This window comes from Pseudonocardia sp. NPDC049635 (assembly GCF_040659795.1).
Taxonomy (GTDB): Bacteria; Actinomycetota; Actinomycetes; order Mycobacteriales; family Pseudonocardiaceae; genus Pseudonocardia.
Map to the genome: position 1 here is coordinate 42388 of NZ_JBFAON010000007.1, position 26156 is coordinate 68543.

A 26156-nucleotide genomic window follows, 5' to 3' on the forward strand; every position below is an offset into this window, starting at 1 on the left:
ACCCATTCCCAAAAGCAGACCCCATCCGGGCTAGCGACACGCAGGCGTTAAAGCGAACAGTACTTCATAAGCGTCGATGTTTTGATTGGCTAGCTGGGCGCCATCGGTGAGATGTGAGTCGCGCTCCCTTTCCAGTGCATACAGGCGCGCAGGCGAAACAGATGGATCAGCGAATGCTTTGAGCGCCCGCGCACTCGACTCGTAGATGGCTATCCGATTGTTCAGCACCAGGCGCGCACCTGGGGTGGCGGGAGCAGGTGGAACTTTTCGCAGCCACTCGGCCGCTCGAGACATGGCACGAATTTTTGTCTCGTTAGAGCTCGCCGCAGTCCATCGTTCATTTTCAATGTAACAGTTCTTGTTGACTTCATCCGCCCAGTTGTGGATCGTCAACTCTGGATTGCAGCTGCTCACATCGGAGAGGCACTCTTCTATCCCCTTGGCAACTCGAACATGGTACTCAAACTTCGGGTGCATGCTGCGTCGAATGTCGGACGGAATCAGCCTGTTGAACCAACGAACCGCACCGTTGTCTTCGCAGAAATCGTGAGCGTGGCCCACTTCGGACTCAACATTCGCAAGGCTGGTGGTATCGAGGTATGACACTTGATGCTCAATTGCCACAGTTCGAATCTCGGCATTAATTCTATCCGCTACATCGTTTAGCCAAATCATTGAGTCCCGACCAATGGACGAGGCTGCGCCTAAGCTGCATGAGTCTGGCGGTTCATCAGGAAAGACCCGTGGATACCCCACCATGATGATCCTGCCATCTTGTTTCAAGTGATTTCTGCGAACGTCCGCCACGAGCGCACTGAGGTTGGCCCTCAACCGATCGAGGCGCTCAGGTAGTCCAGGCTGCATCCCCTGCTTGCAGGCGTCAATTCGAGTATGGTAGTCGCTTGTTATCGGCGAAGTTATCGTTGTTATCCGGTCAATTATCGCTTCGGTCACGCCACAGATTACCAAGTTGCCGAAGCCGACGTCATTTCCACCGAATCCGATTGAGACTATGTCTGCCGGGCCAGAGGCGAAAGCATCTCGCTGTGGGGACTCGCCACGAAAAGGCTCTCGAAAATGCTCTGTTGTCGCCCCCGAGCATGCCACGAATTTCAGCTGCCAACGCTGCGGAGTGTCTGCAAGGAGGTTGTGGAGGCGAACCGGATAGGCGTGGGCGGATCGATGACAATTGTTTCCACCAAAACTCTTCGTTGCGGCCACGCCAGCAATTAGCCGCTCTTCTAGCGGGAGCTTATCTACGTCTGTTCCGGTGTCGCCAAGCCATCCGATCTTATTCTCCACAAAATCCGGACTTGGACCGCAGAGCGGCGTTCGGAGACGTGGAAAAAGGATACAGGAATCAAGCTCATTGAGCGAGTTCACCTTGTATTCGTCTTGCAGGACTTGGGGATCCAGGTACGGCTCACCTTCCCCTGAGCTGAACGAATCACCTATTGCAACGTACGAGCGGTCGTTTGCCCCAGTGCCAGGATTGCTTTCCGTCACAGCTTCCTGCTGGTTAACGGACTCGACATCAACTACGATAGTTGCTAGCACGACCAGCGCGAGAAGCGTTGCCGTCACTGCAACGATAGGCCATGCGCGCATCAGTCAAGCCTCGTTCCAGTTTCGTTAGACCTCGGACAGCCTGATGGTCGCTCTCGCGGACCTGGACGTTACGCCCTGTTGAGGTCAAGTGGATAATACGAGGGTCGCCGTGTCGTGCGTCAGACTCTCTGGCAGTGAGGTGCTTCTATGGCTGTCAAGCGCTACATCAGCCGCGGGACTCGGGTCTGCTGCAGCGATAGGTGACAGTCGGGCTGTCATGCCACGAGGGGCGTGGCGGGGCTGATGATGGTCTCGTACTCGATCGGGGTCAAACGCCCGAGACGGGCCTGGCGCCGGCGTCGGTGGTAGGTCCGCTCGATCCAGACAACGATCGCTGTCCGCAGTTCCTGACGAGTCCTCCAGCGACGGCGGTCCAGGACGTTGTTCTGCAACAACGCGAAGAAGCTTTCTATCGCGGCGTTGTTCCCGGCTGCGCCGACGCGGCCCATCGACCCGTTCAGCCCGCGCCAACGCAGAGCGTGTTGCAGTTTCCGGGAACGAAAATTGCGATCCCCGATCGGTGTGAAACGTGCTACCCGCGACGACGCCGCGGCGGGCGACAGCGTTGTCGAGCGCGGATACGGCCAGCTCTGAGGCCATGCGGGTGTCGATGGAGGAGCCCACGATCCGTCCGGAACAGGCGTCCTTGACCGCACACAGATACAGCTTGCCCTCCGCCGTGGGATGTTCGGTGATGTCGGCGAGCCAGAGCTGATCCAGTCCATCGGCGGTGAAGTCACGGTGAACGAGGTCGTCGTGCACCGGCGGTCCGACCCGCCCGGCCTTACCGCCGCCGCGGCGCCTCTTGCCGAACGCGCTCCACCAGCCGTGTTCGCTGCACAGCTGCCACGCGGTGCGCTCGGCCATGGTTTCACCGGCCGAGGCCGCTTCGGCGGCGAGGTAGCGGTAGCCGAACTCCGGATCGTCACGGTGAGCGTCACACAGGGCGTTCGCCTGATACGCGCGGTGCAGGTCGCTGGTGGTGACCGGAGCGGCGAGCCACCGGTAGTAGGGCTGGCGGGCGAGTCTGAACACCCGACACGTGAGCGCCGCCGCGATCCCGTCGGCGGCGAGCTCTCTCACGAGCGAGTAGAGCCCTTTCCCGGTAGCTGGGCCTGGGACAGATACGCCGCCGCGCGGCGCAGGATCTCGTTCTCCTGCTCCAATAACTGGATCCCGCCTGCGTTCCTCACACAACTCGGCCGATTCCGTCAACGTCTGGCCGGAGCGGGCTCCGTCGTCGACCGCCGCGCGGCGTAGCCACTTCTGCAGCGTCATCGGATGCACCCCGAAATCGAGGGCGACCTGCTCGATGGTCAGCCCGTCCTCACGGTTACGGGCGACGCGGACCACGTCGGCGCGGAACTCCTCAGGATAGGTCTTGGGCACGGCTACGTCCTCTCAGCCAACCGGGTCGGCAAGCCAGATCAGATGTCACCTAATACTGCAGCAGACCCAGGTGTCCGGCTGACGGGTGTCACTTCAGTTCGATTCTGCTGTGGCGCATCCATTGCTCGGCACGACTGACGGCGGCCTGCCGCTCATACATGCTCGGTCCCAGGGCCCGGTTAAGGTAGTGACCAGCCGAGTAGCGGGCTCGAACGTCGGCCATCCGGTCAGTGAACGAAACCACCTTTCCGTCGGTGCTGGTAGTCATGTCCAGGTACCAGAGCAGGTTGCGGACCAGGCTGTAGTCGTCAGCGAACTCGTCGAGCTGGTCGTCGAGGCCGAGGACACGGGCTTCGTGGATGGCACCGGAGTGGTGGGCGACCAGGCCCCAGAGGCGTTCGCCGGTTCCCAGTTGCCGCCGCAGCGCTCGCGCTCCGTCAAGGGGATGGAACCCGGTCTCCACCAACGGTGGGGCGTAGCCGATATCGTGCAGCCACGCCGCGGCGACCAGCAGTTCACCCTCCGCAGGACAGAGGTACTCGGCCACCCTCTCGGCACGACGCGCTACCCCCTGCACGTGTCGCCAACGCTGCGGCAACGCACGCGCCAGGTAGAACGCGGCGAGGTCCCGATCAGAATCCGGCATGGCGGCAGCATCCTCCCCAGCGAATCTGCCCAGGCCGTACTTCGCGCGCTTGTTCGCGTCCGCGAACAGCACCGCTGCTCGGCTCATCGCGGTCGCAGAGCGCGAGCCGGAACAAGCGGTGGCAGCACCCAACATCGGCCGACACGCCGCGCGACCTGCATCAACTCGACGACAGCGGCGCGTCGCGGTTAAAGATCAAGCTCAGCGCAGCGACACAACCCCACCACCGTGGTCGACCACGCCCTCACCTACACTCCATTTCCGGAAGAGCCAGTTATGTGCACGGGGACGACTGGTCCGTGCCTGGTGGGAACGCCCGGGTCTCGTCCGCCGTCGGTTCTCGGCCCGCGATGGAGCACACGTGGTCGAACCAGGCCTGGCCGGTGGCCGCCAGCGAGTACGACCCGTGTCGGGTGAGGAACTGCAGTTGCTCGCCGGTCACGTCCTGGTTGCTTGCTAGCTGGTGTCCTGGGTCGAGCCGTCCGCTTCGGGCACCGAGCTCGAGATCCCAGAACTCGATGGAGTTAGAGGATAACCCCTCTACTATCAGCCGCCCATCCGCGGAAATGGTGAGCAACTGCCCGATGCCAGGAGTCGGAATCGGGGCTCCGAGCTGTTCCCCAGTCTCGGCACTCCAAACTCTCAGCTCACCACCCACGGACGAGGTGACAAGCCGCTCTCCGGACGCGTCGAACAGGTGATGGGAGCCGTCCGAATTCAAGTTCGCGTCGATCCTGAACAGCTGCCGGGGGTCCTCGCGGACATCCCAGAGTTCGACGGCACCATCGGGGGTCCGGATCGCGACCTGACCGGAGTGCCCAGGACGGGCCTCGATCGATGCGACTCTCTTATACCAGGTGGGATCCCCTTCCCGGGGGGGCAACGTGGCTGGCGGGCGCACGAGGTCGCCACCCTGCATCGTCCAAGTCGAGACGACGCCCCCCGCGATGGCGGTGAACTCACCGTCGATCGACGCTGCTAGACCTGTGTTCTCCATCGGGTCCCTGCTCCCGGGAACGGTGACGACGTACTCCGGATGAAGTGTCGGCAGGGCGAGCTTCTCAAACCGCCAGTCCCCCGATGCGTCGCGCCCGAACCGGAACGCGCCACTCTCATAGAGCGTGACGCCCGCGCCCTCCGCCACCAGGCTCCCGGTTGCAGGGTCGATGAACAGTGTGCTTCCGGTATGCGGGATCGCCAGGTGTCCGCCGACGATCGTCCGCGCTAATGTAGGCCGGACCTGGGGATCCAGTTCTGCAGGTATCGTCGGCTGTCGGTCGGTCCGCACGATGCTGATCGCGCGACCTTGCGCCGTGAGGAGCGTGATCGCGCCGGAATCGTCACGCTCGACGATCGGGGACAATGCCCAGCTCGACTGCCAGTCAATATCGGTGGCGTGGAGCGTCAGCTGGGCGAAAGAGGTGTCGTCATCGGACAGCGATACGATCCGCACCGGCGTCACTTCTTCCGGAGCTCCGGGGCGACCGACCTCAGCCTGACGGAACATTAGGCTGTCACCCAACAACGGTATAGGCGGCGTCGACCAGCGTCCGTCTAGGCACATCGCACGGTCACCGAATTCTACCGCAAGTCGGCGGACCTCGTCCCGCGTTGCGAGCTGCCGCAGGATCGCTTCGGTTCGTCTCTCGCCGTCGATCATGCTTTCGGCGCAGCCGACCTCGAACTCGCCGACGACGACCGAGTCGCCGGGCATCGACCGGAGGACCGCACCTGTAGTGGCCGACCGAACGGTCATTTCTCCTGCGGCGCCGACGGACGGCTCGTCGTCGGCTTCCTTGATAAGGAACACGCCGGAGTCCTTGATGTGTAGCAGCCCCGTGACGCTGGGGTCGGCCGCGTCGATCGTGACGGCGTTCGGGACGGGCGTCAGGTCCGGCAGCTGCCAGGTCACCAGTTCTCGGGGTTCACCGGTTCCCGGCGGGGCGAACGACAACTGCGCACCATCGTCGGAGAAGGCCAGCGCTCCGGTGAACTCTACGGGCCAGACGTCCGAACCGGCGTGCAGGATCGTTGGCTCGCGCAGGTCGGTGACCTCCCAGAGGTAGACCGAGCCTCCTGGGTCGATGGCAGCGATCCATCGACGGTCCGGGGACAACAGTGCACTGACCCGACGGGGTGTCCCAGGCAGCGTCACAACCCGGGGCGACGGCCCCGCGACGTCATGGACTACATGCAGGCCGTCATCGGTGCGCAGAAGCAGAACCTCGCGGTCACCGCTGAATGCCTGGATTGGTACGTCGGAGACCGTGTGTTGGCGGACGGTGGTTGCCATAGCGTTGTAGCGAGCGGACAGTGCATCGCGGGCCGCCGGGTTGTCCGGATCGGACCGGTAGGCCTGCAGTGCGAACTGGGTCGCGGCGTCCGGATCGGTCGCCGCGCGGGCGATGGCCAGCCGTCCGAGGAGCTCCGCGTTCGCGCTGCGGAGCTGATTGTCCAGGCGGGAACCGCGCTCTCCGGCGACCACGGCCAGCGAGGCGGCCAGCACTACGAGCACGGCCAAGACGGAGGCGATGGCGCGCCATCGCCGGACGGAGCGTCGTTGGCGCGCTTCACCGCGGCGGACGTAATCGTGCAGGCGATCGGGAATCTGGCCGGGTCGGCGTCTCACCCAGTCCAGGCCAGCGGCGAGCGCGCCCCCCTGGAGGAGAGCGGTCTCGTCGAGATCCTGGTCCTGCCAGTTCTCCCACGCTTCGTGCGTACGGGTACGCCAGACGAGGAAGTCCTGGTCTTCGGCAAGCCAGGCGGCCAGCCGTGGCCAGTGCTCGATCAGGGCCTGGTGGGCGAGCTCGACTGTCGCGCGTCCGTCTTCTGAGGTCCCCGCGACGACCAGGCGCGCCGCCAGCAGGCGGTCCAGGAGATGCAGTTCGGTGTCGTCGAGGTCCGCGGGGGCCACGGAGCGGCGTTGGAAGCCGCCTTCCCTGTCGGCGGTGACCATGCGGGTGAGGAGTCGGCGTAATGGGTCGATGCTGCCTTCCCCGAGGTCCGCCACGACCTGCTCGGCGTGCTGGCTGATCGAACCCGCGACCCCGCCGGCCGCCCGATACCCCTCGAGGGTGAGCCGGGCACCCTCCCTGTTCTCCCAGAGGCGGTCCAGGAGCTGACCGAGCAAGGGGAGCCTGCCGGGCTCGTCACCGGTGTCGTCGAGGATGCGATCGACCAGGCCGTCCTCGAAGAGCAGCCCCGGAGCACGCTCCGCAGGCCCGGTGACGGCCTGGCGGAGCTGTTCACGTCCCATCGGGGGGACGAGCACCGTCGCCGCGCCGATCACGTCCGCGAGTTCAGGAGTGAGCAACTGGTCCAGCGATCCCGACCGCAGGGTGACGATCAGCGCAAGGTCGGTGCCAACACGCTCCAACAGGCGCTGGAGCCGGCGGCGGGCCGCCGGCGGGTCGAGGGCGACGAGCTCTTCGAACTGGTCCAGAACGACCGTCACCGGTCGACCCTCCGCTGACATCGCGTCGAGCTCGGGCAAGAGGTCGCTGTCGGTGTGGGTGCAGTCAACGATGTGGCGTCCCCGTGCCCGGTGGCGCGGGATCAGACCAGCCCGTACAAGAGACGATTTCCCCGAGCCGGACGGGCCGACGAGGACCGCGGCACCAGCGCGGTCCAGGGTTGCCTCCAAGCGTGCGATGTCGTCGGCGCGGCCGAAAAAGTACTCGGCGTGCTCCTCATGGAAAGGTTCCAACCCGCGGTAGGGGTTAGGCAGCAGTCCGGGGTCAAGGCCCAGGACGTCGGCAACCGGGATCAGGTAGGCGGTACCCGAGGCGGCGTCGAGCGACGACGCGACGACGATCCCCACCACGGCGTGGCTGTCCTCGTCCCACACCGCGGCACCGGAGAACCCTTCGGTGATCGCGGGCTGTCCGAGATCAGTCTGCAGTTGCACCCATCCCGTGCCCTGCTCGGCGCGGAACCGGCCGACCGTCCAAACCCCGTCGCCGGTGCCGGCCGGGAACCCGAACACACGGAACCGGTGATCCCACAATTTGTCCGGGCGCAGAAACGGGGGCAGACGGACGCCAGCAGGCGCGTCCTGTCCGAGTCGCAGGATCGCGACGTCACCGGTGCCGGACTCGGTGATGGGCACCCAGCGCAGGACGGTCGCGGATCGGATCCCTCGACAGTCGGCAGGGTCGACCAACGGGAACTCGATCGCTACCTGTCCGTCCGGCGGAGTGTCGCGGTAGGCGGCATCCACCCCCGCGCCGCATGCGGCGGTGACCACGTGCGCGCAGGTAGCCACGAGGTTCGGGCCGACGAGAACCCCGCTCCCCACGACCTCGCCGGACGGCCTGACAACGCGTGCGACCGCGGAGAACTGAACCCGCCACCCCAGACCGGTCTCGGTCACCCACCAGCCCCCAGAACAGGCACGGCCGTACGGCCGACGACAACGGACATTCCGACCGTCGTCTACGGTGCCGGTTTCGTTAGCCCACCCGGCACACAGCTGTCCGCCTCCCACCGGATTCCACTGGTGGGAGGCGGACAGCTGTTGCGGTGCGGCCGGGTGCTCGCTATCGCAGGATGACCTTCGGGTACTCGCGCACCGTCCCCTCGAAGGGCTCCCAGGACGTCGGGTTGGCCCCAACCCGCCAGGTCGCCTTCGTTCTGTGGCCGGGAGCAAGGTTGTCGATCTTTACCTGCTCCTCCTGAACGAACACGGCGTTGTGCCCGCCGTCCGTACCCACCCGCTCCGGCACGGCGATCTCCACGATGCGCTCGCCCGCCCGCATGAAGTTGGCCTCAGCCGCGCACTCGTCCTCCCCGCCGGAGCCGCCCATGACGCGGTCGACGCCCTTCACCAGGTCGTCGAACAGCTTCAGGGTCTCAACCCGCAGGTCCTTCTTGGCCTTCAGGGTCCGGGGGTCCTTCTCCTTCCCAGTGTCGGTCCTGAGCAGGGCGTCGAACGCATCGAGCCCCGCCCAGACGGTGCTGTCGAGCCAGCACGTCACCCCGGCGACCTGTCGCCGGGACTCGACCACGGACTGCGCAGTCTCCACCGCGTCCGACCAGGTCATCATCGCGGCACCGGTCGAGGGCAAGCCCTGGCAAATCCGGTCGATCCTGCGGTGGTACTCCGGCGAGGCCAACATCTCGGTCGTCGCCCATTCCAGGCCGCGCTGCTGGATCGAGCGGGTCGAGGTCTGAAGGCCCTCGGCGTCTGGGGCGCGGTCGAGGAGCCCAGCGTAGAGCATTCCGGCCAGGTCCTGCGGGTCGTTGTCCCACCGACCACGAGCCTCCGGGCTAGTCATCGCCCGGAAGGAGAAGTCGAGAACTCCCCAGTGACAGTCCATGCCGGCGAGCTGCAGGTCACGTTCGCGCTCTGCGCCGCTCGGCGCCCGGGTGAACGCGTGCTGGTATACCGCCGCCAGCTCACCGGTCGGCGTTCGGTCCCGACCGTCAGTCGCCAACGCCTCCGGCGCAACGGCGACCGCCAGCGGCAGCACGAGCGCCGCCAGCACACCAGCCAGAGTTCCCGCCCTAAGTAGCTGCATGGTCTCCTCCAGTTCACGAACCCGGGCCTTCGGGGACCCGGCACCCTCGCCCGGCACGAGCGCGGACAACGAAGAAGACCGAAACCAGACAGCAAGGTTCGAAAGTGTGACTCGCATCACTTTCCATGGAATCCGACGAACGTTCAGGCGGTCCTGCCGCTCCTGGTCCGCATGACCACGTCACCACGGCCCGGACCCGCCGAGCAGACCCGCACGGCCCTCGCGCCGTCCCCTTCCGACCCGTCGCAGCGCCTCGGTACGCGGACACGGTTGGGCAGGACGCTCGTCGCACTCACCGCCCTCACATGCGCGGCCCTGTTCTCGACCTCGTGCACGACCGGCCAGAGCGGACCGGGAGCGGGCCCGGCATCCGTACCGGACCCGCCGAGCGCTCCGACCGTCACGACCACGCAGAAGGGGTTCGCCTACGAGCTCCAGCTCGTCGAGGTGAGCAGGGTACCCGCGAAGGGATCCGCCATCGCCCGCCCGGGCCGCAACTACGTCTCGGTCACCATCCGGGCCCGCAACCTCCAGCAGGACCGCAGCGCCCCGGCACCGAGAGCAGCGACCTACGTGGCCGTCCCCTCTGCACGAGCCGACCTCTACGTCACCAACGGCTGGATCAAAGCTAAGCGTTGCCGGGTGGCAGGCAACGGCGACTTCGACCTCCGCACCGCCGACAGCACACGATCGATCTCGACATCCAAGCCGCTGACCAGCGGCCTGCCGGTCGGCTCCTGCACCCACACGATCGACCGGCTCAACGGTCCGGCACGGGCGCCGATCCCGCCCGGGTCGGATGCAGTGTTCACGTACTTCACCGAGGGCGCCTTCGACGAGTCATTCGACCCCGAGGACTTCGCGATCTACGCCCCGCAGGACGACCCGAACACCGTGTACGGGGGGTACGTCCAGGTGCCTGGATTCCGCCAGTAGGCCGACCTTCGGTCACGATCCGCGCTACCAGCGCATAGAACTCGACCACCCGACTTGCCTCATCCCCAACCACTCGTCCTGTTACGTTCTTGATCAAGCCCGGTGAGGGCTTGCAGGCCGCCGGTCGCGGTATGACTCGTTGCCCCTGTCGTTCGATGATCTGGGGGGTGTTGTCGCCGCGGCCGGAGGGCGCCAACGACCGCTGATAGAGACCTGACCGCACCTCGGTCTGCTCGCAGGCGTGGCTGCCGGCGCGGGTGCTCATGGTCGGCCTGCCGCGACGAGAAGGGAGCGGTCGTTGCTCGGTCCTGATCCCAGCCCGAACGGGTTCGCGGTGTTCTGCGGGCTCGATGTCGGCAAGTCCGAACACCACGCCTGCGCTCTCGACCAGGCCGGGAAGCGCTTGCACGACAAAGCGCTGCGCAGGCGACGAGGTCGCACTTCGGACGGTGCTCACCGGGCTGGCCGAACGCGGCCCGGTGCTGGTCGTGGTCGATCAACCGGCCTCGATCGGAGCGCTCGCCGTCGCCGTGGCCCGAGAACTCGGCGTTGCCGTGGCCTACCTGCCGGGACTGGCGATGCGCCGCATCGCCGACCTGCACCCCGGTCAGGCCAAGACCGACGCCCGCGACGCCCACGTCATCGCCGAAGCGGCCCGGACGATGCCCCACACCCTGCGCCGGGTCGGCACCGACGACGAGACTCTCGCTGAACTCTCGGTCCTTGCCGGCTACGACGACGACCTCGCTGGACAGTCCACCCGGCTGACCAACCGACTGCGTGACGCGATGCTGTACGTCCACCCGGCACTGGAACGTCTGCTCGGGCCACGTCTGGACCGCGGCGGCGTGCTCGACCTGCTGACCGTCGCACCGACCCCGCAAGCTCTCCGAGATCTCGGACCCGACGGCATCGCGCAGGCGATGCGGGCACGTTCCCCGCGACTGGTCCGCACGTTGCCTACCCAGATCCTGGCTGCGCTCGACGCCCAGAGCCTGGTCGTCCCCGGCACCACCGCGTTCGCCCGCGTGGTTGCCGGAGTCGCCACCCAACTGCGCGAGGTCCACCGCGAACGCGACGACCTCGCCACCGAGCTCGAAGCCCGCCTGGAGGCCCACCCTCTTGGACCGGTCCTGACCTCGATGCCCGGACTCGGGGTCAGGACCGCCATCAAGATCCTCACCATCGTCGGAGACGGCTCCGCGTTCCCTACCGCCGGACACCTGGCCGCCTACGCCAGCCTCGCTCCCGTCACTAGACGATCGGGCTCGTCGATCGAGGGCGAGACCCGTTCCCAGCGCGGCAACCACGCCCTGAAATCGGCGTTGTTCCTCTCCGCTTTCGCCGCCCTGGCCGACCCGGCCAGCCGCGCCTACTACGACCGCAAACGTACACAGGGCAAACGCCACAACGCCGCCCTGATCTGCCTGGCCCGCCGCCGCACCGTCGTCATCTACGCCATGCTCCGCGACCGACGCCCCTACGCCCCGCCCATCGTTCGCACACCCGATCCCGAGCTCGCAGCCGCTTGACGAACCCATAGAGACACCCCCCGGACCTCGGCGTGCCGCTCTTACACGGGCACGTGCACGACCTGTGGCAACGACAAGACCACCAGCTCAACGTCGGCGTCGACGGCTCGTCACCCACCACTTGTGCCGCTGGACATCGTGCAACCTGGGCGACCTCCATCGAGGACTCCCGGGCCCGCGAGAAGCACAGCGACAATGACGTGCACCACAATCCCGTACGCCGACGGGTCGCCGCGGCTCTCTACGAGCATGACAACAAGGATCATCCTGATGGAACATGAGGACACCAAAGCCGACGCGGACGCGCTGCTCATCGACGCTCTTGCGTGGCTGGCCCGCCACGGACACGCCCCCATCCTCGGCCTCGGCTCCGGTCGCCATCGTGGACTACGCCGGGTCGCCCGGCCGGGGCCAGAGTTCGACCGAGAATTCTACGACCTGTTCGAGCAACACCGCAGCCACTTTCTCGCCCGGGCCCGCGCCGCCGGTGCGGGTGACACCGCCGAGGATGTGGTCCAGACCGCGTTCCTGAACGTGTGGTACAGCCAGCAGAACCGTCCCCGAGAAATCACCAACCTCCGCTACTACCTCATCACCGCCGTACGCAACGAGGTCTACGAGGAACTTCGCCGACGCTGGCGCGCCCTACCGGTCGACAACAGTGAGGACCTACTCGCCAACCTGCCGAGTGAACAACACGAAACCGGCACCCGAGTCTCTAATGCCATGGCCGTGCGCGACGCCCTGACCCATCTCTCCTCACCCCACCGCGAGGTCGTGATCCTCCGCCTGATCGACGACTACACCATGGCGCGCACGGCGGAAATCACCGGCTACACCGTCGACAAGGTCAAACGCGTCACCCACGAAGCCGTCACCAAGCTCCGGGCCGCCCTCTCCTCGGAGATCGCCTGACCTCACTCGCGGCCTCAGAGGGGGATAACGGCGACACCGACAAGACCGGCGACACCGAGAGCGCACTCGAACCAGGTCCGTCTGCCAGGCCGATCGGTCCGCGCTCCTTGACCGGAGTCGTACCGGCGGTTCCTGCAATCCCGACCTACAAGGACTCGAAGTCCGCGGTATCGGATCCGTAATCGCCGTGACCGTCCTGCAGACGTGGTCGCGCCCGGCCAGCTGTGTTTCCGAGGCAGCGTTCGCGGCCGTGGTCCAGCGCCGCGCTCCGCCCAGCAGGTCTCTCGGCTCGCCATGCGCGACCCAGTGGCGCGAACACGGCTTGGCCAACAAGAATACTCAGCGACCGGGGAAGCTGCCGCATGTCTCATCGGAATTGAGTATCTGCTCGTCGCCCGCCTGACAGTCGCTAACGAAGCCCGACAGGCCCTCGACAAAGCTCGTGGTGGCTCGACTCTGGCGCGGGGAGGCCCGGCCGCTGCCTTGCCATCCACGCCGTCGTCGCGGTTTTCCGGGAACTACGGAGGAGCTGAGAGTTGACACGCCCTCCCGGGTGCGACGCCTAGCAGCGGTGGACCACAACGGTGTCGGTTGCGCCCACCACAGATTCGAACAGCAGTACCCCGTATAATTCTGTTGACGCGACAGCAAGGAGAAATCGTGCCTTGGATCCCGAAAGGTGTTGGCCCTCCCGACCCAAGCAAGCCAATCTCGGAGACGCACTACTACCGAATTCCTCACGACCCGGAGCGGGATCGTGCTCGCATGCGAGCGAATCAAGAGTCGTCGCGTACTAGCGGATCATTTTCGGCGATTCCTACTCTCGCATTTGTTGCTTTGACAGTGCTCCTCTTTGGAGGAAAGTGGGCCTGGCAAGAACTAACACAGCCAGCGATCGCAAGTGTCGCGCCGCCGAACGGCGTCTACAGGATCGACCGGCCGCTTCAATCGCCCCCGGGTGCAATTCTAGAAACAATTGCAATAACCGATCAGGAAGTTCACGCAACGGTGCGCGCGACCTACGACCCTAGCAGGGACAGGCCAGCGGCTTGCAACACATTCGACGAAGCCAGGCTACTGCCTCAGCACAATTCGATCCCTCCTGAACGTGTGCGTGAACGCAGTTGCCAAATCCCGGGTAAATCGCGCGAACGACTTGAGGCTGGCGACGTATTCACTGTCAGATTAACCTTCCCAAAGAAAGATGCTGTCCGAACCACGTTCACCTTTCAGATCGGTCCAGCGTGGCAGGGTTTAGAGGGAATACGTCTTGCCGAGTAAGAGATGGTTTCAGAATGAGCTCGGTGTGTCTGTTGTAGACACTCGCTGAGCTGCGGCAGATCCGTCCCGCATGGCTGCCGATCTTGTTCCTGACTCGTTGTGGGAGCGCGTGGAACCGCTGCTGCCGGCCCGTCCACCGCGCCGGTACCGGTTCCCCGGGCGCAGGCCGGTCGACGACCGGGCGGCGCTGCGCGGGGTCATGTACGTGCTCCGCAACGGGATCAGCTGGAGCCAGCTCCCGACCACTGCGTTCGGCGTCTCGGGGGTGACCTGCTGGCGGCGGATGCGGGACTGGACCGAAGCCGGCGTGTGGTCGGCCCTGCACGAGCTGCTGCTGTCCAAGTACGCGACTGACCACTTGGACCACGTACGCCGGGTGCCCACTGTCATCCGCGACTCGACCGGCAACCTGCGCGCGCTCGACCTCACCGCGCCCGGCATCACCGAGCAGGTAGCAGACGCAACCAACAAGGAGCTGCTAGACACCCTCTTCTCCCACCGGAAATGGCCTACTGAGGGGCAATCCGTCGTCCCCCGACCGATCGTTCGAGGGCCCGGGAAACGTCGGGGGTCTGTCGCACACTCTGCTGACATGGAGCTCACCGAGCAGCACCAGGTGGACGAGCTGGAGATCATCGCCCTCGCGACAACCGACGCAATGCTGGCCGAGGGTGGCTTCGTCCCGCCCCCGACCATGCACATGTTCTGCAACGACCTGGGCCATCAGCCGTACGCGGGCTACGTCCGCACGCGGCCCTTCTACCCGGGCGACGACGCGCACGCGGCCGTCGAGACCCTCGGACTCGTCGCGTCGTTTGTGAACGCCTCGCGGCTGGTGTTGGCCTGGGAGCAGGCGGACCTGCAGATCGCGTTGCAGCGCCCGGGCGAGCTGTTGCCGACGGGGCTCGTCGTGGTCGATGCGCCGAGGGTCGGTGAGCACGTCGTGCGGTGGAACCCGGCTGAGCTGGTGCAGACCGGGACCCGCGCGGACGGCTGTCCGGTCGTCACGGCGTCGTGGAGTCCGACGCAGCGGATCCCGGGCGGCCGGCTGCCGATGCCGGTGTCCGCGGCGTTGGAGCTGTGGCGGTCACCGCGGACGTGGTCCGCGGTGGAGATCGCCGAGGCCTACCTCGACCTGGAGGACGATGGTTACCACATGGCGTGGCCGGTGCGCCCCGGTGACGAGCCGCCGCAGGGGTGGCCGTTGTGGCGGGCTGTCGTCGAGGCGATCGTGACCGATCCTGGTCAGTCCCAGCGCTCGGCGTCGTAGCCGGCGCTGTCGTCCGGTTCGTCGGTGAACGGGTCGTTGCGGTGGTGGTCGACATCGCGGGCCTCGGGGGTGTCGAGGCCAGCCTCGTAGACCTCCTGGGCCTGGATCTCGTCCAGGGCCCGGCGGGCACGGGTGACCGCGTCCTCGGACTCGGCGGTGGTCGGTACCCGGACGTCGTCCTCGTGCCGCTCCCGCGGCTCGGCCCCGGCGGTCTCCCGAAGGTCGGGGACCGCGGTCTCCAGGACTGGACCGTCGTCGAGTGCCTGGTGCTCGTCGACGGTGGTGTCGTCGAGGTCGTGTTCGGTGATCGGGCGGTGTTCGTCCTCGGCGCGCATGGCTTCGTCGTGGGCGGTGAGCCATTCGTCGGCGGTGACTCGCTCGTCGGGGGCGTCGCGGTCGCTGTTGCGGTGCGCGAGCGCGATCACCGCGCGGTCGTGCTTGTCCCGGTCGACGGTGGTTCGGAGCAGCCAGCGCCCGCGGGCGGCCTCGACCTCCTCCAGCTCGCCGATCCGCCGGTCCAGCTCCGCGGCGAGCGCGGCGGCGCCGTCGGCGGCCTGGCGCAGCTCGGCGGCGTGGGCCGGGTCGGTGGTGGCGTCGGCTTCGGCGCGGTGCAGGGTCGCGGCGGCGCGGTGGTGCTCCGCGGCCTGGCGGGTCCCGGCGAGCTCGTTGGCGACGTAGCGGGGTGCCCACGCCTGCTGACGCTCGTAGGCGCGCACCCGCATCCTCAGCGCCCCGTCGGACAGCTCGAACTCCTCCCGATCCGCGCGAGGTCGGCCCAGCGCCTCCCACCCGGCGCAGTAGGCGGCGTGGTGCTCCACCATCCCGGGCTTCGGTGCGGCGCCGAGCACGTCGAGGGCCTCGACAGGGCCAGCCTCGGCGCCGTCGACGTCCTCGCGGCCGGTCAGCGCACGGCAGGCGGCGACAGCGCCGGCCTTGCGCTCCCACTCCGCGCGGGCCTCGACCTCGTCCCGGTCGGGCACGTCACCGAGCAGGTCGGTCGCCCACCGCGGCGGATCGGCCGCGGCCTGCGCGCCGAGGTCGGCGGTGCGCTGGTCCAGGTGCTCGGCGAGCCGATGCAGGTAGCGGGTCATCTGCGGGTCGTCGAGCTGCGGGACCCGATCGGCCCAGGTGCCGACGTCGGGTTCGAACCGCTGCCGGTCGCGGAGACGGGCGTGGATGACATTGGTGAGGTTACGGGCCCCGGTGAGTGGCTGACCGGCGATCGTGGAGTGCAGGACGGTGTAGGGGTCGGTGCCGGAGACCTCGGCACGGCGCAGCACGCGGGTCAGCGAGGTGGAGGCGTCCTCGGCGGCGAGCTGGTCCCGCTGCTCGACGGTCAGCACTCCGGTGTCGGTGAGCCGGTCCAGCCACGCACTCGTGCGGCGCACCGACGCCTGATGCGCGGCGTCGGCGAACAGCTCGGCCGCGACCGGGATCGACTCGGCCCACCGGGCGGAGTCCTCGGCGATGGTCAGGGCGGAGCGGTCCGGTTCGGCCAGCTCGAGTGCGGTCGTCAGGACGGCCTTCGGGGAACGGTGCAGCTGGTGACGGTCGCTGCCGTCCGCGGCGTCGGGTAACTCGGTCACGGTGGCGACGTGGGCGGTGTTGGCGTCGGTCCCACGGGTCAGCCCGACCAGCGCGGCAGCGTGGTCGGTCTTCTCGGTGACCACCGAGTGGCAGGTCGTCACCGTGGCGCCCTGCCCGCAGTAGCGGGTCCCCGCGTAGCCGAGGGCGAGGTCGTCGGCGACGAACCGGGGCGAGAGCACCATCCGCTCCCCCACCCCGTCGTCGGCAGTGTTGCTGTGGTGGGTGAGGTCGGTGGTGACGTCGAGGCCGCCGTCGTCGCGGACGGCGAGGACGCGGAAGCGTTCGCGGGTGTGCGGGGCGCGGGTGTTGCCCTCGTATCCGGCGAGGTCGTGGCCGATCGCGCGGGCCTCGACGACGTCGCCGACCCCGGCGTAGGCACCGGTCCGGCCGAGCCGCACCCCGGTCTCGGTGACCAGGCCGAGGTCGACGAGCTGGGCGCGCAGCTCGGCCGACAGGCGGTCGGCCTGGTCGTTGGTGTCGACCAGCAGCAGCGACGGGGTGCCGTTGAGGGTGTCGGCGAGCCAGGCGCGCGCGGCAGCGGTCTCGGCGGCGGTGACGTCGCCGCAGTCGATCAACCGGCCGTGGCGGTGGTAGTCGTCCAGGACGTCGGTGTCGCCCTCGCGCAGCCGTAGCGACGCCTCGCGCTCCCAAGTGTGGGTGAAGCGGCGGGCCTCGTTGAGCTCGTAGCGCGCCCCGCCCGCGCGGGAGATCAGGTCCATGCCGCCGCCGGCGCCGATCGCGGCGAGCTGGCGCGGGTCCCCGACCAGCAGCAGCTTCGCCCCCGCCGCATCCACATGGCCGTGGATCGCGGCCAGGGCGGGGGTGTCGGTCATCGCCGACTCGTCCACCACCACGATGTCGCCGGCGTGGAGCCGGAACCCCAGATCGGTGTCGTCGCGGGGGCGGCCGGTGGTGAGCCTGTCCTGCGTGGCGAGCCAGGCGGCGATGTTGCGGGCGGTGAGGCCCTGTTCGGCCAGTACCGACGTCGCCGCCTGCGCGGTCGCGAGCCCGAACACCCGACGCGCCGGACCACCGCCGGGGAGGTCGGGGTTGGTCCAGGCGCGGGCCATCATCCCGACCGTGAACGACTTCCCCGTCCCGGGCGGGCCGACCAGGGTCTCGACCCGGGCCCCAGAGCCGAGGACCCCGCGCACGGCGGCCTCCTGGGCCGCGCCGAGGCGGACGCCCTGCCGGGCGAGGGTCGCGAGGTAGCTGTCGATCGACGCCTCGCTCATGCGGGAGCCGTCGTGACGCCCTGCGGCCCCGGCGAGGATCCGCTCGGTGTGCACGTGCCCGGTCGTCGCGTAGAGGGTGGCGCCGGGGGCCTCGAACGCGGAGTCGCCGTTGGCGAGGCGGTACTCATCCGGCAGGACGTCGGCGGCGGGACGTTTGGTCTGCACGGTCGCGAGGTCGGCGGTCATGGCCTCGTCGGCGAGGATGTCGAGGAGCTTCGCGATCTGCGCGCCGTCGCTGATCCCGAGGTGGTCGGGCAGGGCTGCGTTCAGTGCGCGGATGAGGTCCGGGCGGGTCCACACGGTCCGGGAGTTCTGGACCTCGGCGAGCGCGACCGAGACGACCTCGGCCGGGGACCACTGCATCGGCGCGACCTCACCCGGGCGGGCGGCCAGGGCCGTGTCGGCGATCCCGGCCAGGCCACCGGCGATCTCGGTGTCCATCCGGGCCGCGACCCGGTCGAGCAGGTCCTCCCGGGTCTCGCCCTGGTGGGACTTGGCCGCGCGGGTGGCGAGGGTGGCCTGCTGGGCGAGGCGTTCGAGCTGGTAGCCGTTCGGGGCGTGCCCGTAGCGGGTCTCGAACGCCTCGACCAGCTCGGCGGTCTTCGCGGTGACCTTGTGCCGCCGCGTGGAGATCAGGCTCATCGCCTGCTCGGAGACGCTGACGACCTCGCGGGCCTTCCCGTCCGGGCGGGTCGCCATCAACAAACCCAGCGACGCGGTGATCCGTTCCTCGGTCGTGCGCTCGGCGACCGCGGCGGCGGCCGGGCGCCAGCGGTGCAGGCTTCGGCCGTCGATGGTGCGCCAGATCCCGTCGGGGCCCTCGACGCGGTTGAGGATCGTGTTGTGGATGTGCAGCTGCGGGTCCCGGTCGCGGGAGTCGTGCTGGAAGAACGACGCCACAGTGAAGGCGTGGGCGTCGGTGTAGCGGCCGGCTGCGCCGCCGTGGTGCCCGATCCGGGTGTAACCCGCCTTGTCCTGGAGGTAGGTGAGCGCGGCGTTGTTCCCGGCCCAGATCGCGTCCTCGACCGCCGTGCGGAACTCGCCCCACGCCGCGGCGGTGGCCTCGTCCCCGGTCTGGCGGGCGGCGACCTCGCGGGCCTCGAACGCGGTGTGCAGCAGCGTCACCGACTTCTGCACCGAGAACGTGGCGTCGTAGAACGCGACGTTGTGCCGGGCCTTCTGTCCCGCCTCTGTCCGGAGCTGGGCCCGGCGCTCGGCGGACGCGTCCGGCTCGCGTTCCAACGCGGCGGCGTAGATCTCGTCCTCGGACAGGTACTTGCGTCCGGTGTGTCCCAGCGTTCCGGCGGTGTCCCACTGGGACGGATCCTGGAACGCGGTGTCCCGCGGGTCGAGGAAGCGTTCGTAGACCGCGCGCATGTCCTGGGCCTCGACCAGGCCGTGCAGGCCGAGCTTCTCCGCCCCGGCGCCCCACCACCGGCCCGGCGGCTCGCCCTCGGCGACGGCGCCGGTGTAGTAGTTCTCCCGCCCGGTGGCGACCTCGTTGAGCAGGTACTCGGGGCTGTAGCCGTTGACGATCCTCAGCACTGCGACCACCCCGTGACGGCGGCGAGCCGGTCCGCACAGGTCTGCGCGGCGGGGGTGGGGGTTGCCGGAAGGCCGGAGGCCGGTCCGGCCCCGCGGATCGTGATGCAAGGGTGTGAGTCCTTTGATCTTGCTCTGGGGTTGCTCTGTTCGGGGTAGTCGCTCTCGCTTCTGATGGTGTGCTCGGTCGCGGTGGTGTTCTGGCTGCTGGTGCTCACTGGTGGGTCCTGTTCGGGGGTTCGTCGGGGACGAGGTGCAGGCCGCTCGCGGCCTGTGTGGGGTCCTCGCGGAGCTGTTGGAGTGCTCGGGCGGCGGTGCCCCGCCCGACCGCGGCGGCGTCCTGCAACTCGCGCACCGTCGGCCACCGCCCGTGCCGCTCCCGATAGGTCCGGGCTGTGCTACGGGCGCGCTCCTGCGCGCCCACGCCCGACCCACCCGTCCCACCGGCCGTCGACCCGTCCGAGCGGTCCGGCCGGATCGCGGGTCGGGGTGGTGGGTGGGACAGCGGTCGGGGCGGGCCGGGGATGACCGGCCCGTCCAACGCGGGTGGGACACCCGGACCGTGTCCCACCGTGTCGAGGTGTCCCACCCGGTCAGGCCGTTCCACCCGTACCTTCTGGGACGGTGGGACGGTGATCTCCGCCCGGGCACGCCCGCGGTTACCGGCGGCATCCGGTTCGCCGGTGCGGGTCTCGGCGAGGAGGTAGAGCAGGTGCGCCACCACCGCCGCGGCGACCGCCGGCCACGCACCGACCCCGAACCGCAACGCCGGCGACACCGCCAGCCCGCCACCGGTGGCGACGGTGTCGGAGGCGAGGTAGACCGCCTGCGCCAACCCCGACAACCCCGCCGAGACGATGACCACGCTCCAGGCGTAGCGGGCCGCCGACCCGCTCAGTCGGGCGGTGGCGGCGTAGGCGACCAGAGCCAGACCATCGGTGATCAACGGGTAGAGCCACGCGATCACGGTGGGGACCCGCGCGGCGAGCGCGACCTCATAGAGGCCGTGCGCGGTCGCCACTGCCGCGCCGACCGCGACCGCGAACCCGGGCAGCCACAGCATCATCCGCGAACCGGGTCGGCGGCCCGGTCCGGCCGGGTTGGGGGTGGTCACTGCTGGTCCTCCTGGCCGTCGTCGGCGCCCGTGTCACGCCACACCCCACCGGGGCGCTCGGCTGTGTCGTCGTTGTCGGTGAGGTCGAGGCGGACCGCAGCCAACGCCTGACGCGCTTGTTCGAGCGGGTCCGGCACCTCCCCGAGCGACCTGACCCCGTCGTCACCACTGTCGTCACCGCTCCCGTCGGTATCGCCCTGGTCGCCGACACCGGGCCCCACGTCGTCGGGCCCGTCGGAGTCCGCGGCGAAGTCGGTGCCGGGTATGTCGCGGGTGGGGTCGTGGGGTTGGGGTCGGTCGCGTTCGTCGGCGACGTTCTCGGCGATCTCGGTCAGCTCGTCGGCCTGGGCGAACTCGCGGCGCCACCGCTCCGGATCGGTGGCGGTGACCTCCTCGAGCACCGCTTCCACCACATCGAGGTCCGGGTCGCGCATCCGCTGGGCGTCCTGCCACGGCGGCCAACTCGCCACCACCGGCTCCACCCCGTCCCGCTCCGCTGCGGCCGCCCGCGGGCGCTCCGGCGGCGTGTCCTCGACCGGACCGGCCAGGCCGGTGTCCTCTGCACCCTGGTCGGTCGCGGTGGCACCGCCCGGCTCATTCCCGGCGGTATCGGTCTGCTCCGAGTCTGGGCCGGCGCTGCGGTCGCCGTCGGAGGCGGTGATCGGGTCGAGGCGGTAGGCGCTGGCCGCGGTCGCCGACAGCTCCCGGGCTCGTGCGATCAACGCCGCACTGTCGACCCGCCGCCCCCACACCGCCGACCGCAACCCCGCCAAGGACTCATCGACCATCTCCGACAACCGGGCGGTGCGCTCCCCCACCACATCCCCGTCGCGTTCGTGGGTGAGGCGGCGGCCGTGTCCGTCCAGCACCGCCCGGGCCCGAGCGCGGAGCGCACGCTGGTCGACCTCGTAGGCGTCACGGACCTCCCGCACCGCAGCCCACGCCGCCCGCACCCGCGCCGCATATCCCGGGCCGCTCACCGCCACCCACCCCCAGCAGGCCCGGTCGATCCGTCAGGCTCGGCGGCTGTGGGTGGTTCGGGTGGGGTGTGGTCGCGGTCGGTGGCCCACCAGCGGGTGATCAGCTCGACGTGCTCGACCCCGGGCACCGGTGGCGGGGTGCCGGTGGGGGCGCTCCAGCCGGGGCGGGTCTGGTGTGCCTCGACCGAGCACGACCCCACCGACCGCCGCAACCGGGCCACGACCCCGGGGCGTTGGCGGTCGTGCCAGTCCCCCGCCGCCCCGACCGACGCGGCCGGGCCTTGGTAGGCGGCGCACCAGGCGTGCATCAACCACAGCAGCTCCTCGACCACGTCGGGGTGCCACAACCAGCACTGCGGCAAGGCGGTGGCGCCGTCGGGGTAGCGCAGGAACACCACCTCCACCCAGCCACACACCTCCCCCAACAGCCGTTCGATGTCGGCGGGGTCGGTGGGGGCCATCAGCCACGACGGCGCCGCCGGCACCCGCCGCCGCGCGGTCACCGCGGCCAGGGTTTCCGAGAGCTGCCCGACCAGGCGGCCCAGCTCGCCGACCTGCCCGGGCAGTGGCTCCAGCTCGGCGACCTGGCGGCGCAGCACCTCCACCTCCCGCGCCAGTCCTGCCACCGCCGGCCCCTCCGGCGCGGCGGGGTCCGGGCCGGGGTGAGTCGGCCCGGTCACCGCTCCCACCCCCCGTCATCAGCCGTCGCGTCATCGGCGCGGGCGTCGCCGCTCCGGGCCTCAGCGCTCCGGGCCTCGGACAGGTCGGGTTCGAGCGCGTCGGTCTGGGAGCTGCGGATCAGGTCGGCGAACCGGTTCACCTCGGCGACGGTCAGCGGCCGCACACCACCTTCGGCGGTCGCGTCCGGGGTGAACCACATCCCACCCACGAAGGCTCCCGAGCCTTCCGCCACGACCCGTTCACGATCGCCCCGCTCATCGGTCCACACCTCACCCACGTCGACGCGCGGGTGGTTCTCCAGGTGGTTCATCTGCTCCTCCTCGCTCGTGGTCATGGCTGCGGTCCGCGGTCGTCTCCGGCACCGCCGGTCGGGTCGGCAGGGCGCGGTGCTGGGCCGGGCTCGATCAACGCCCGACCGTTCAGCTCCTGGACCTGGTCCTGGTCGTGGTTGTCGCGGTGGGTGGTGGTGCGGATGGCGCGGAGCTCGGCAAACATCGCGTTCGATGACCGCACCCGCTCCGCCGCCTGACCGAACCGGGCCGGCCACCAACCGGCCAACACCACCACGACCCGTTCGAGCTGCCCGTCGGCCCACGCCCGGAGTACTTCGCCGCGGCGGCGCCGGCGGGTCTCCGCGGCGACCCGCCGCAACAACCGGGCCCGACGCCGCACATCCCGGCGTCGCCAGGCCATCCGGGCGCGGCCGATCACCGGGGAGATCCCGCGCCGGATCACCACCACCCGCCCCGCCGGCAGGTTCGCGATCTGCGCCGGCGCCAGGACAGGCACCTTCCGCACCGTCCGCGACGCCACCCGCCCGTGGTCATCGGTGGTGGTGACCCGCTCGTCACGCTCGCCCGCGAGGGTCGACCAGAACTCCAGATCCGCCTTGTCCCGCGTCCCACCGAAGATCATCAGGGCGGCGGCGTTGTTCAAGATCGTCGCCGCCCGATGCTCACCCCAGCGGGCCAGGAGCTGGGCGCGGGACTGGAACGCGCACACGATCGTCACTCCCCGACCACCCATGTCCGCCGTCCACGATTCGAGGGGCACGGGCGAGATGAGGGCGGCCTCGTCCAAGAACAACCCCAGCGGCGGATCCAGCCGGCCCTTCGGCCGGGCGGCGGCGAGGCGGCGGGCCTCGCGGGCGATGTGCCCGGTCAGCGCGCAGACCAGGGGTGCGGTCTGGGCCTCCTCCGCGCCGAGCAGGAACACCGTCGCCCGGCCGTCCAGGAGCCGGGCGACGTCGAACCCGGCGCCCGGTGCCGCGGCCGCGGCCGCCGCGGGGTGGGTGAGCCACCCCAGGGCGGGCATCACACTGGAGGTGATCGAACTCCGAGTCCGCTCGTTGGTGGTGAGGAATTGCATGACGTCCTGCTCGAACGCGGTCACCCCCGACCGGCGCAGCAGGGCGGGGACCTCGCGGCCGGCGGTGTCGGGGTCGGCGACCCAGCCCAGGACATCAGCCATCCGCTTCCCGCCGAGGGCGGCGGCGTGCAGCAGGGCTGCGAGGACGCGGCGGGCCTGACCGTCCCAGAACTCCCGATCCCCGCCCGACCCGGAGGCGACCGCGGCGAGCATGTCCGTCGCCCGCTCCGTTGCGGTGACGGGGTCGCTGCAGCCGGTGAGCGGGTCGAACGTGATCGTCGACTGCCGGGAGCCAAGGCCGGCGGGGTTGAACACGAACACCGGTCCACGGTTCTGGCGGCGCAGCGGGCCGCACAGGTCCAGCAGATCCGTCCGCGTGGACGTGACCAGGGCGGCGCCCGGGGCGTCGAGGACGCGTCCGGCGAGCCAGCCGGTCTTGCCGGTGCGGGGGCCGCCGACGACGATCACCACGTCCTCGACCAACGCCCATACCCGCAACACCCCGGTGCGGCACAACTCCACCGCCGACTCGCTCGTGGCCAGCCGCCACCGCTGCCGCCACGGCAGGCCGGCCAGCGACGGCCGCACCGTCCCGGTCCGGCGCCGCACGGCGAGGGTCCCGGCGTGGCGGACGATGTCCAGGCTGGAGGCGACGCCGACCTTGCGGCGCGACCGCGACGCCCACCGCGACACCGTCGCCGACGAGCGCGACCAGCGATGCCACACGATCACCACCACCAACACCGCGACCGCGACGAGGGCGGGCCAGGACAGGGCGGTCACGATCGTCGCCGCCGGCAACAGCGCGACCACCCCGAGCCCGGCGGCCAGGGCGCGGGCACCGCGTGCCCACGCCAGCAGCGCGCCCGCGACGAACACGGTGAGGACGATGCTGGTGGAACTGAACAGGATGCTCATCGCGCGGCCCACCCGGCCCCCTGCTCCCACACCGCGATCTCGCCGCGGTGCCGGGCGCACGCATCGGCGTGCCCGGACTCGACATCGCTCGGATGGCCGTTGTAGGGGCCGGTGTCGGTCACCCGCGTCCTACAGCTGGCGCAGGTCCACGAGACCGACTCCCGCCGGACCCCGGTTCGTACGCCGCGTTCGGCGACGTGCTCGAACGCCGACACCCCCGGCTCGTCCAGGCCCTCGAACCCGAGCACCGCGCCGACCTCGACCCACGACACCCCCGCGCCGCGGGCCTCCAGCGCGTACTCGCGGGCCTGCCCGGCAGCGACCTGCTGGATCAGCACCGCCGTACGCAGCCCGTCCAACGGGTCGGCCGGCACCGCGCGGGGCACCGGCGTGTCCCCGGCCAGTTCACCGACTTCCCCGGTGCTGAACCATTCCGTGGCCAGGGACCGGATCAGGTCCCGGACCCGCCATACGCGGCGCTCGCCCTCTGTCGGCTCCTCGAACACACTCATCACCGGTCACCGCCGGTCACGGCGACGCGGTCGCGCAGGGCAGACACCGGTGACCCGGTCGCCGGGCCCGGCCGGTGCGGACGGCGGTGGGTGTCGGGCCGGCCGGTGCGACGCAGCGCTACCCGCTCGGCCTCGGTCAACCCACCCGCCACACCATGCGCAAGCTCAGCGACCGCCCACACCCGACACGGCGCCAGGACTGGGCAGCCAGCGCACACCGCGAGCGCCGCCGCCTCCGCCCGGGCAAGGGGCCGGCCGCGGGTCGCGGTCGGGAAGAACACCTCCGGATCCGTCGACGCACACGCCGCACCCAACCGCCACCCCACGTCCCCGCCATGGGTGTCACCGGGTGCACGGTCTCGGTTTACGGTGACCATCTCTCCTGCCTCCTTCTGAGTCACGGGGAGAGCGGCCCGGCGATCGCGTTCCGCCAAGATCCCGTCGCCGGGCCGCCCCACCTGCACCTGCACGTTCTGCTGTGTGTTCACCGGGTCCTCCTCCGTTCCGGGACCCGCGCCGGCGCCGCGAACAACCCCGGCAACCCGTCCTCCCGCACCCGACCCGCCCACCGCTCCGCCGCCGAATCCCGCCCCGCCCGCGCACCCGGAACCGCGTCGGCCAGGTGCGCCAACCGTCCAGGAAGCGGCGTGTTCTCCAGCACCGCCAGGGCGATCGCCGGCGACGGGCAGTCCCGCCGCCGCGTCACCGACGACCACCCACACCCCGGACACCGACCGGCCGCGGGCATGTCGTGATCAGCCACCACCCGCAGCAGACCGGTCCGTCCCACCGGGCGCAGTAGCCGCGCATCGATCTCCTCGGGCTGCACCGCCCGCGCCGGGACCGGCCACCCCTGATCCGGGCCGGTCACCGCGACCACCGCTCGACCGGCTCCGGGACCCGCCCGTACCCGTCGGGGCAGAGCACCGAGCCGTCCGGGTGCGAGAACTCCGGCACGATCCCGGCGCTGGTCGGCCATCCCGCCGGCGGGGCCTCCACCACCGCACCCCGACAGCCCGGGCACACCAGATCGGTCACATCGACCAGATCGTCGCCGAGTTCGTAGTCGGTCTGCTCGTGCACGATCATCGTGTCCACGCTGGCCCCCACAAGGATTGAGGTG

At 69.4% G+C, this 26156-nt stretch carries 15 protein-coding genes and 3 pseudogenes; 4 read left to right on the forward strand and 14 right to left on the reverse strand.

All coding sequences use genetic code 11. From position 1 onward, the window contains the following. Window positions 1-30: 30 nt before the first annotated feature. The 5 genes and pseudogenes from AB0J24_RS11050 to AB0J24_RS11070 form a co-directional block, all read right to left on the reverse strand. Window positions 31-1608 (reverse strand): SGNH/GDSL hydrolase family protein, encoded by a 1578-nt coding sequence (locus AB0J24_RS11050; RefSeq protein ID WP_358678893.1) that lies wholly within the window; start codon window positions 1606-1608, stop codon window positions 31-33. A gap of 215 nt (window positions 1609-1823) precedes the next feature. Then, window positions 1824-2997, reverse strand: a pseudogene (locus AB0J24_RS11055) (IS3 family transposase). 88 nt (window positions 2998-3085) lie between these two features. Further along, window positions 3086-3715, reverse strand: coding sequence for an HD domain-containing protein (locus AB0J24_RS11060; protein ID WP_358678896.1), 630 nt, complete (start codon window positions 3713-3715; stop codon window positions 3086-3088). Between the two features lie 202 nt (window positions 3716-3917). Beyond that, window positions 3918-8015 (reverse strand): trypsin-like peptidase domain-containing protein, encoded by a 4098-nt coding sequence (locus AB0J24_RS11065; protein ID WP_358678899.1) that lies wholly within the window; start codon window positions 8013-8015, stop codon window positions 3918-3920. Between the two features lie 166 nt (window positions 8016-8181). Further along, window positions 8182-9231, reverse strand: coding sequence for a hypothetical protein (locus tag AB0J24_RS11070; RefSeq protein ID WP_358678902.1), 1050 nt, complete (start codon window positions 9229-9231; stop codon window positions 8182-8184). Window positions 9232-9432: 201 nt separating this feature from the next. On the opposite strand from AB0J24_RS11070, the gene AB0J24_RS11075 reads away from it, so the two are divergent. The 4 genes and pseudogenes from AB0J24_RS11075 to AB0J24_RS11090 form a co-directional block, all read left to right on the forward strand. Then, window positions 9433-10098 carry a hypothetical protein gene (locus AB0J24_RS11075; RefSeq protein ID WP_358678905.1) on the forward strand — a complete coding sequence of 222 codons (666 nt, stop codon included), beginning with the start codon at window positions 9433-9435 and terminating at the stop codon, window positions 10096-10098. 298 nt (window positions 10099-10396) lie between these two features. Next, window positions 10397-11630 (forward strand): annotated as a pseudogene (locus tag AB0J24_RS11080) (IS110 family transposase). Window positions 11631-11900: 270 nt separating this feature from the next. Beyond that, window positions 11901-12545, forward strand: a complete 645-nt coding sequence (locus tag AB0J24_RS11085) for an RNA polymerase sigma factor (protein WP_358678908.1) — start codon at window positions 11901-11903, stop codon at window positions 12543-12545. 1351 nt (window positions 12546-13896) lie between these two features. After that, a pseudogene (locus AB0J24_RS11090) lies at window positions 13897-14169 on the forward strand (transposase); the annotation flags it as partial. Between the two features lie 902 nt (window positions 14170-15071). Here the strand turns inward: AB0J24_RS11090 and mobF are convergent. The 9 genes from mobF to AB0J24_RS11135 form a co-directional block, all read right to left on the reverse strand. Next, entirely contained in the window at window positions 15072-19463 is a 4392-nt protein-coding gene (gene mobF, locus AB0J24_RS11095) for a MobF family relaxase (protein ID WP_358678911.1), read from the reverse strand. A gap of 211 nt (window positions 19464-19674) precedes the next feature. Continuing rightward, a complete protein-coding gene (locus AB0J24_RS11100) occupies window positions 19675-20574 on the reverse strand; it encodes a hypothetical protein (protein WP_358678914.1) in 900 nt (299 codons plus the stop codon). Beyond that, on the reverse strand, window positions 20571-21554 hold the full coding sequence (locus tag AB0J24_RS11105; RefSeq protein WP_358678917.1) for a hypothetical protein: 984 nt from the start codon (window positions 21552-21554) through the stop codon (window positions 20571-20573). Before AB0J24_RS11105 ends, AB0J24_RS11100 begins: the two co-directional genes overlap by 4 nt. Then, window positions 21551-22234 (reverse strand): hypothetical protein, encoded by a 684-nt coding sequence (locus AB0J24_RS11110; protein WP_358678920.1) that lies wholly within the window; start codon window positions 22232-22234, stop codon window positions 21551-21553. The genes AB0J24_RS11105 and AB0J24_RS11110 overlap by 4 nt, the downstream gene beginning before the upstream one ends. Continuing rightward, complete coding sequence (locus tag AB0J24_RS11115) at window positions 22231-22569, reverse strand: hypothetical protein (RefSeq protein ID WP_358678923.1); 339 nt, start codon at window positions 22567-22569, stop codon at window positions 22231-22233. The genes AB0J24_RS11110 and AB0J24_RS11115 overlap by 4 nt, the downstream gene beginning before the upstream one ends. Next, window positions 22566-24521 carry a TraM recognition domain-containing protein gene (locus AB0J24_RS11120; protein ID WP_358678926.1) on the reverse strand — a complete coding sequence of 652 codons (1956 nt, stop codon included), beginning with the start codon at window positions 24519-24521 and terminating at the stop codon, window positions 22566-22568. The genes AB0J24_RS11115 and AB0J24_RS11120 overlap by 4 nt, the downstream gene beginning before the upstream one ends. Next, window positions 24518-25033 (reverse strand): hypothetical protein, encoded by a 516-nt coding sequence (locus AB0J24_RS11125; protein WP_358678929.1) that lies wholly within the window; start codon window positions 25031-25033, stop codon window positions 24518-24520. The genes AB0J24_RS11120 and AB0J24_RS11125 overlap by 4 nt, the downstream gene beginning before the upstream one ends. Continuing rightward, complete coding sequence (locus AB0J24_RS11130) at window positions 25033-25410, reverse strand: WhiB family transcriptional regulator (RefSeq protein ID WP_358679401.1); 378 nt, start codon at window positions 25408-25410, stop codon at window positions 25033-25035. Before AB0J24_RS11130 ends, AB0J24_RS11125 begins: the two co-directional genes overlap by 1 nt. 490 nt (window positions 25411-25900) lie before the next feature. Further along, window positions 25901-26122, reverse strand: coding sequence for a hypothetical protein (locus tag AB0J24_RS11135; RefSeq protein ID WP_358678932.1), 222 nt, complete (start codon window positions 26120-26122; stop codon window positions 25901-25903). Between the last annotated feature and the right edge of the window lie 34 nt (window positions 26123-26156).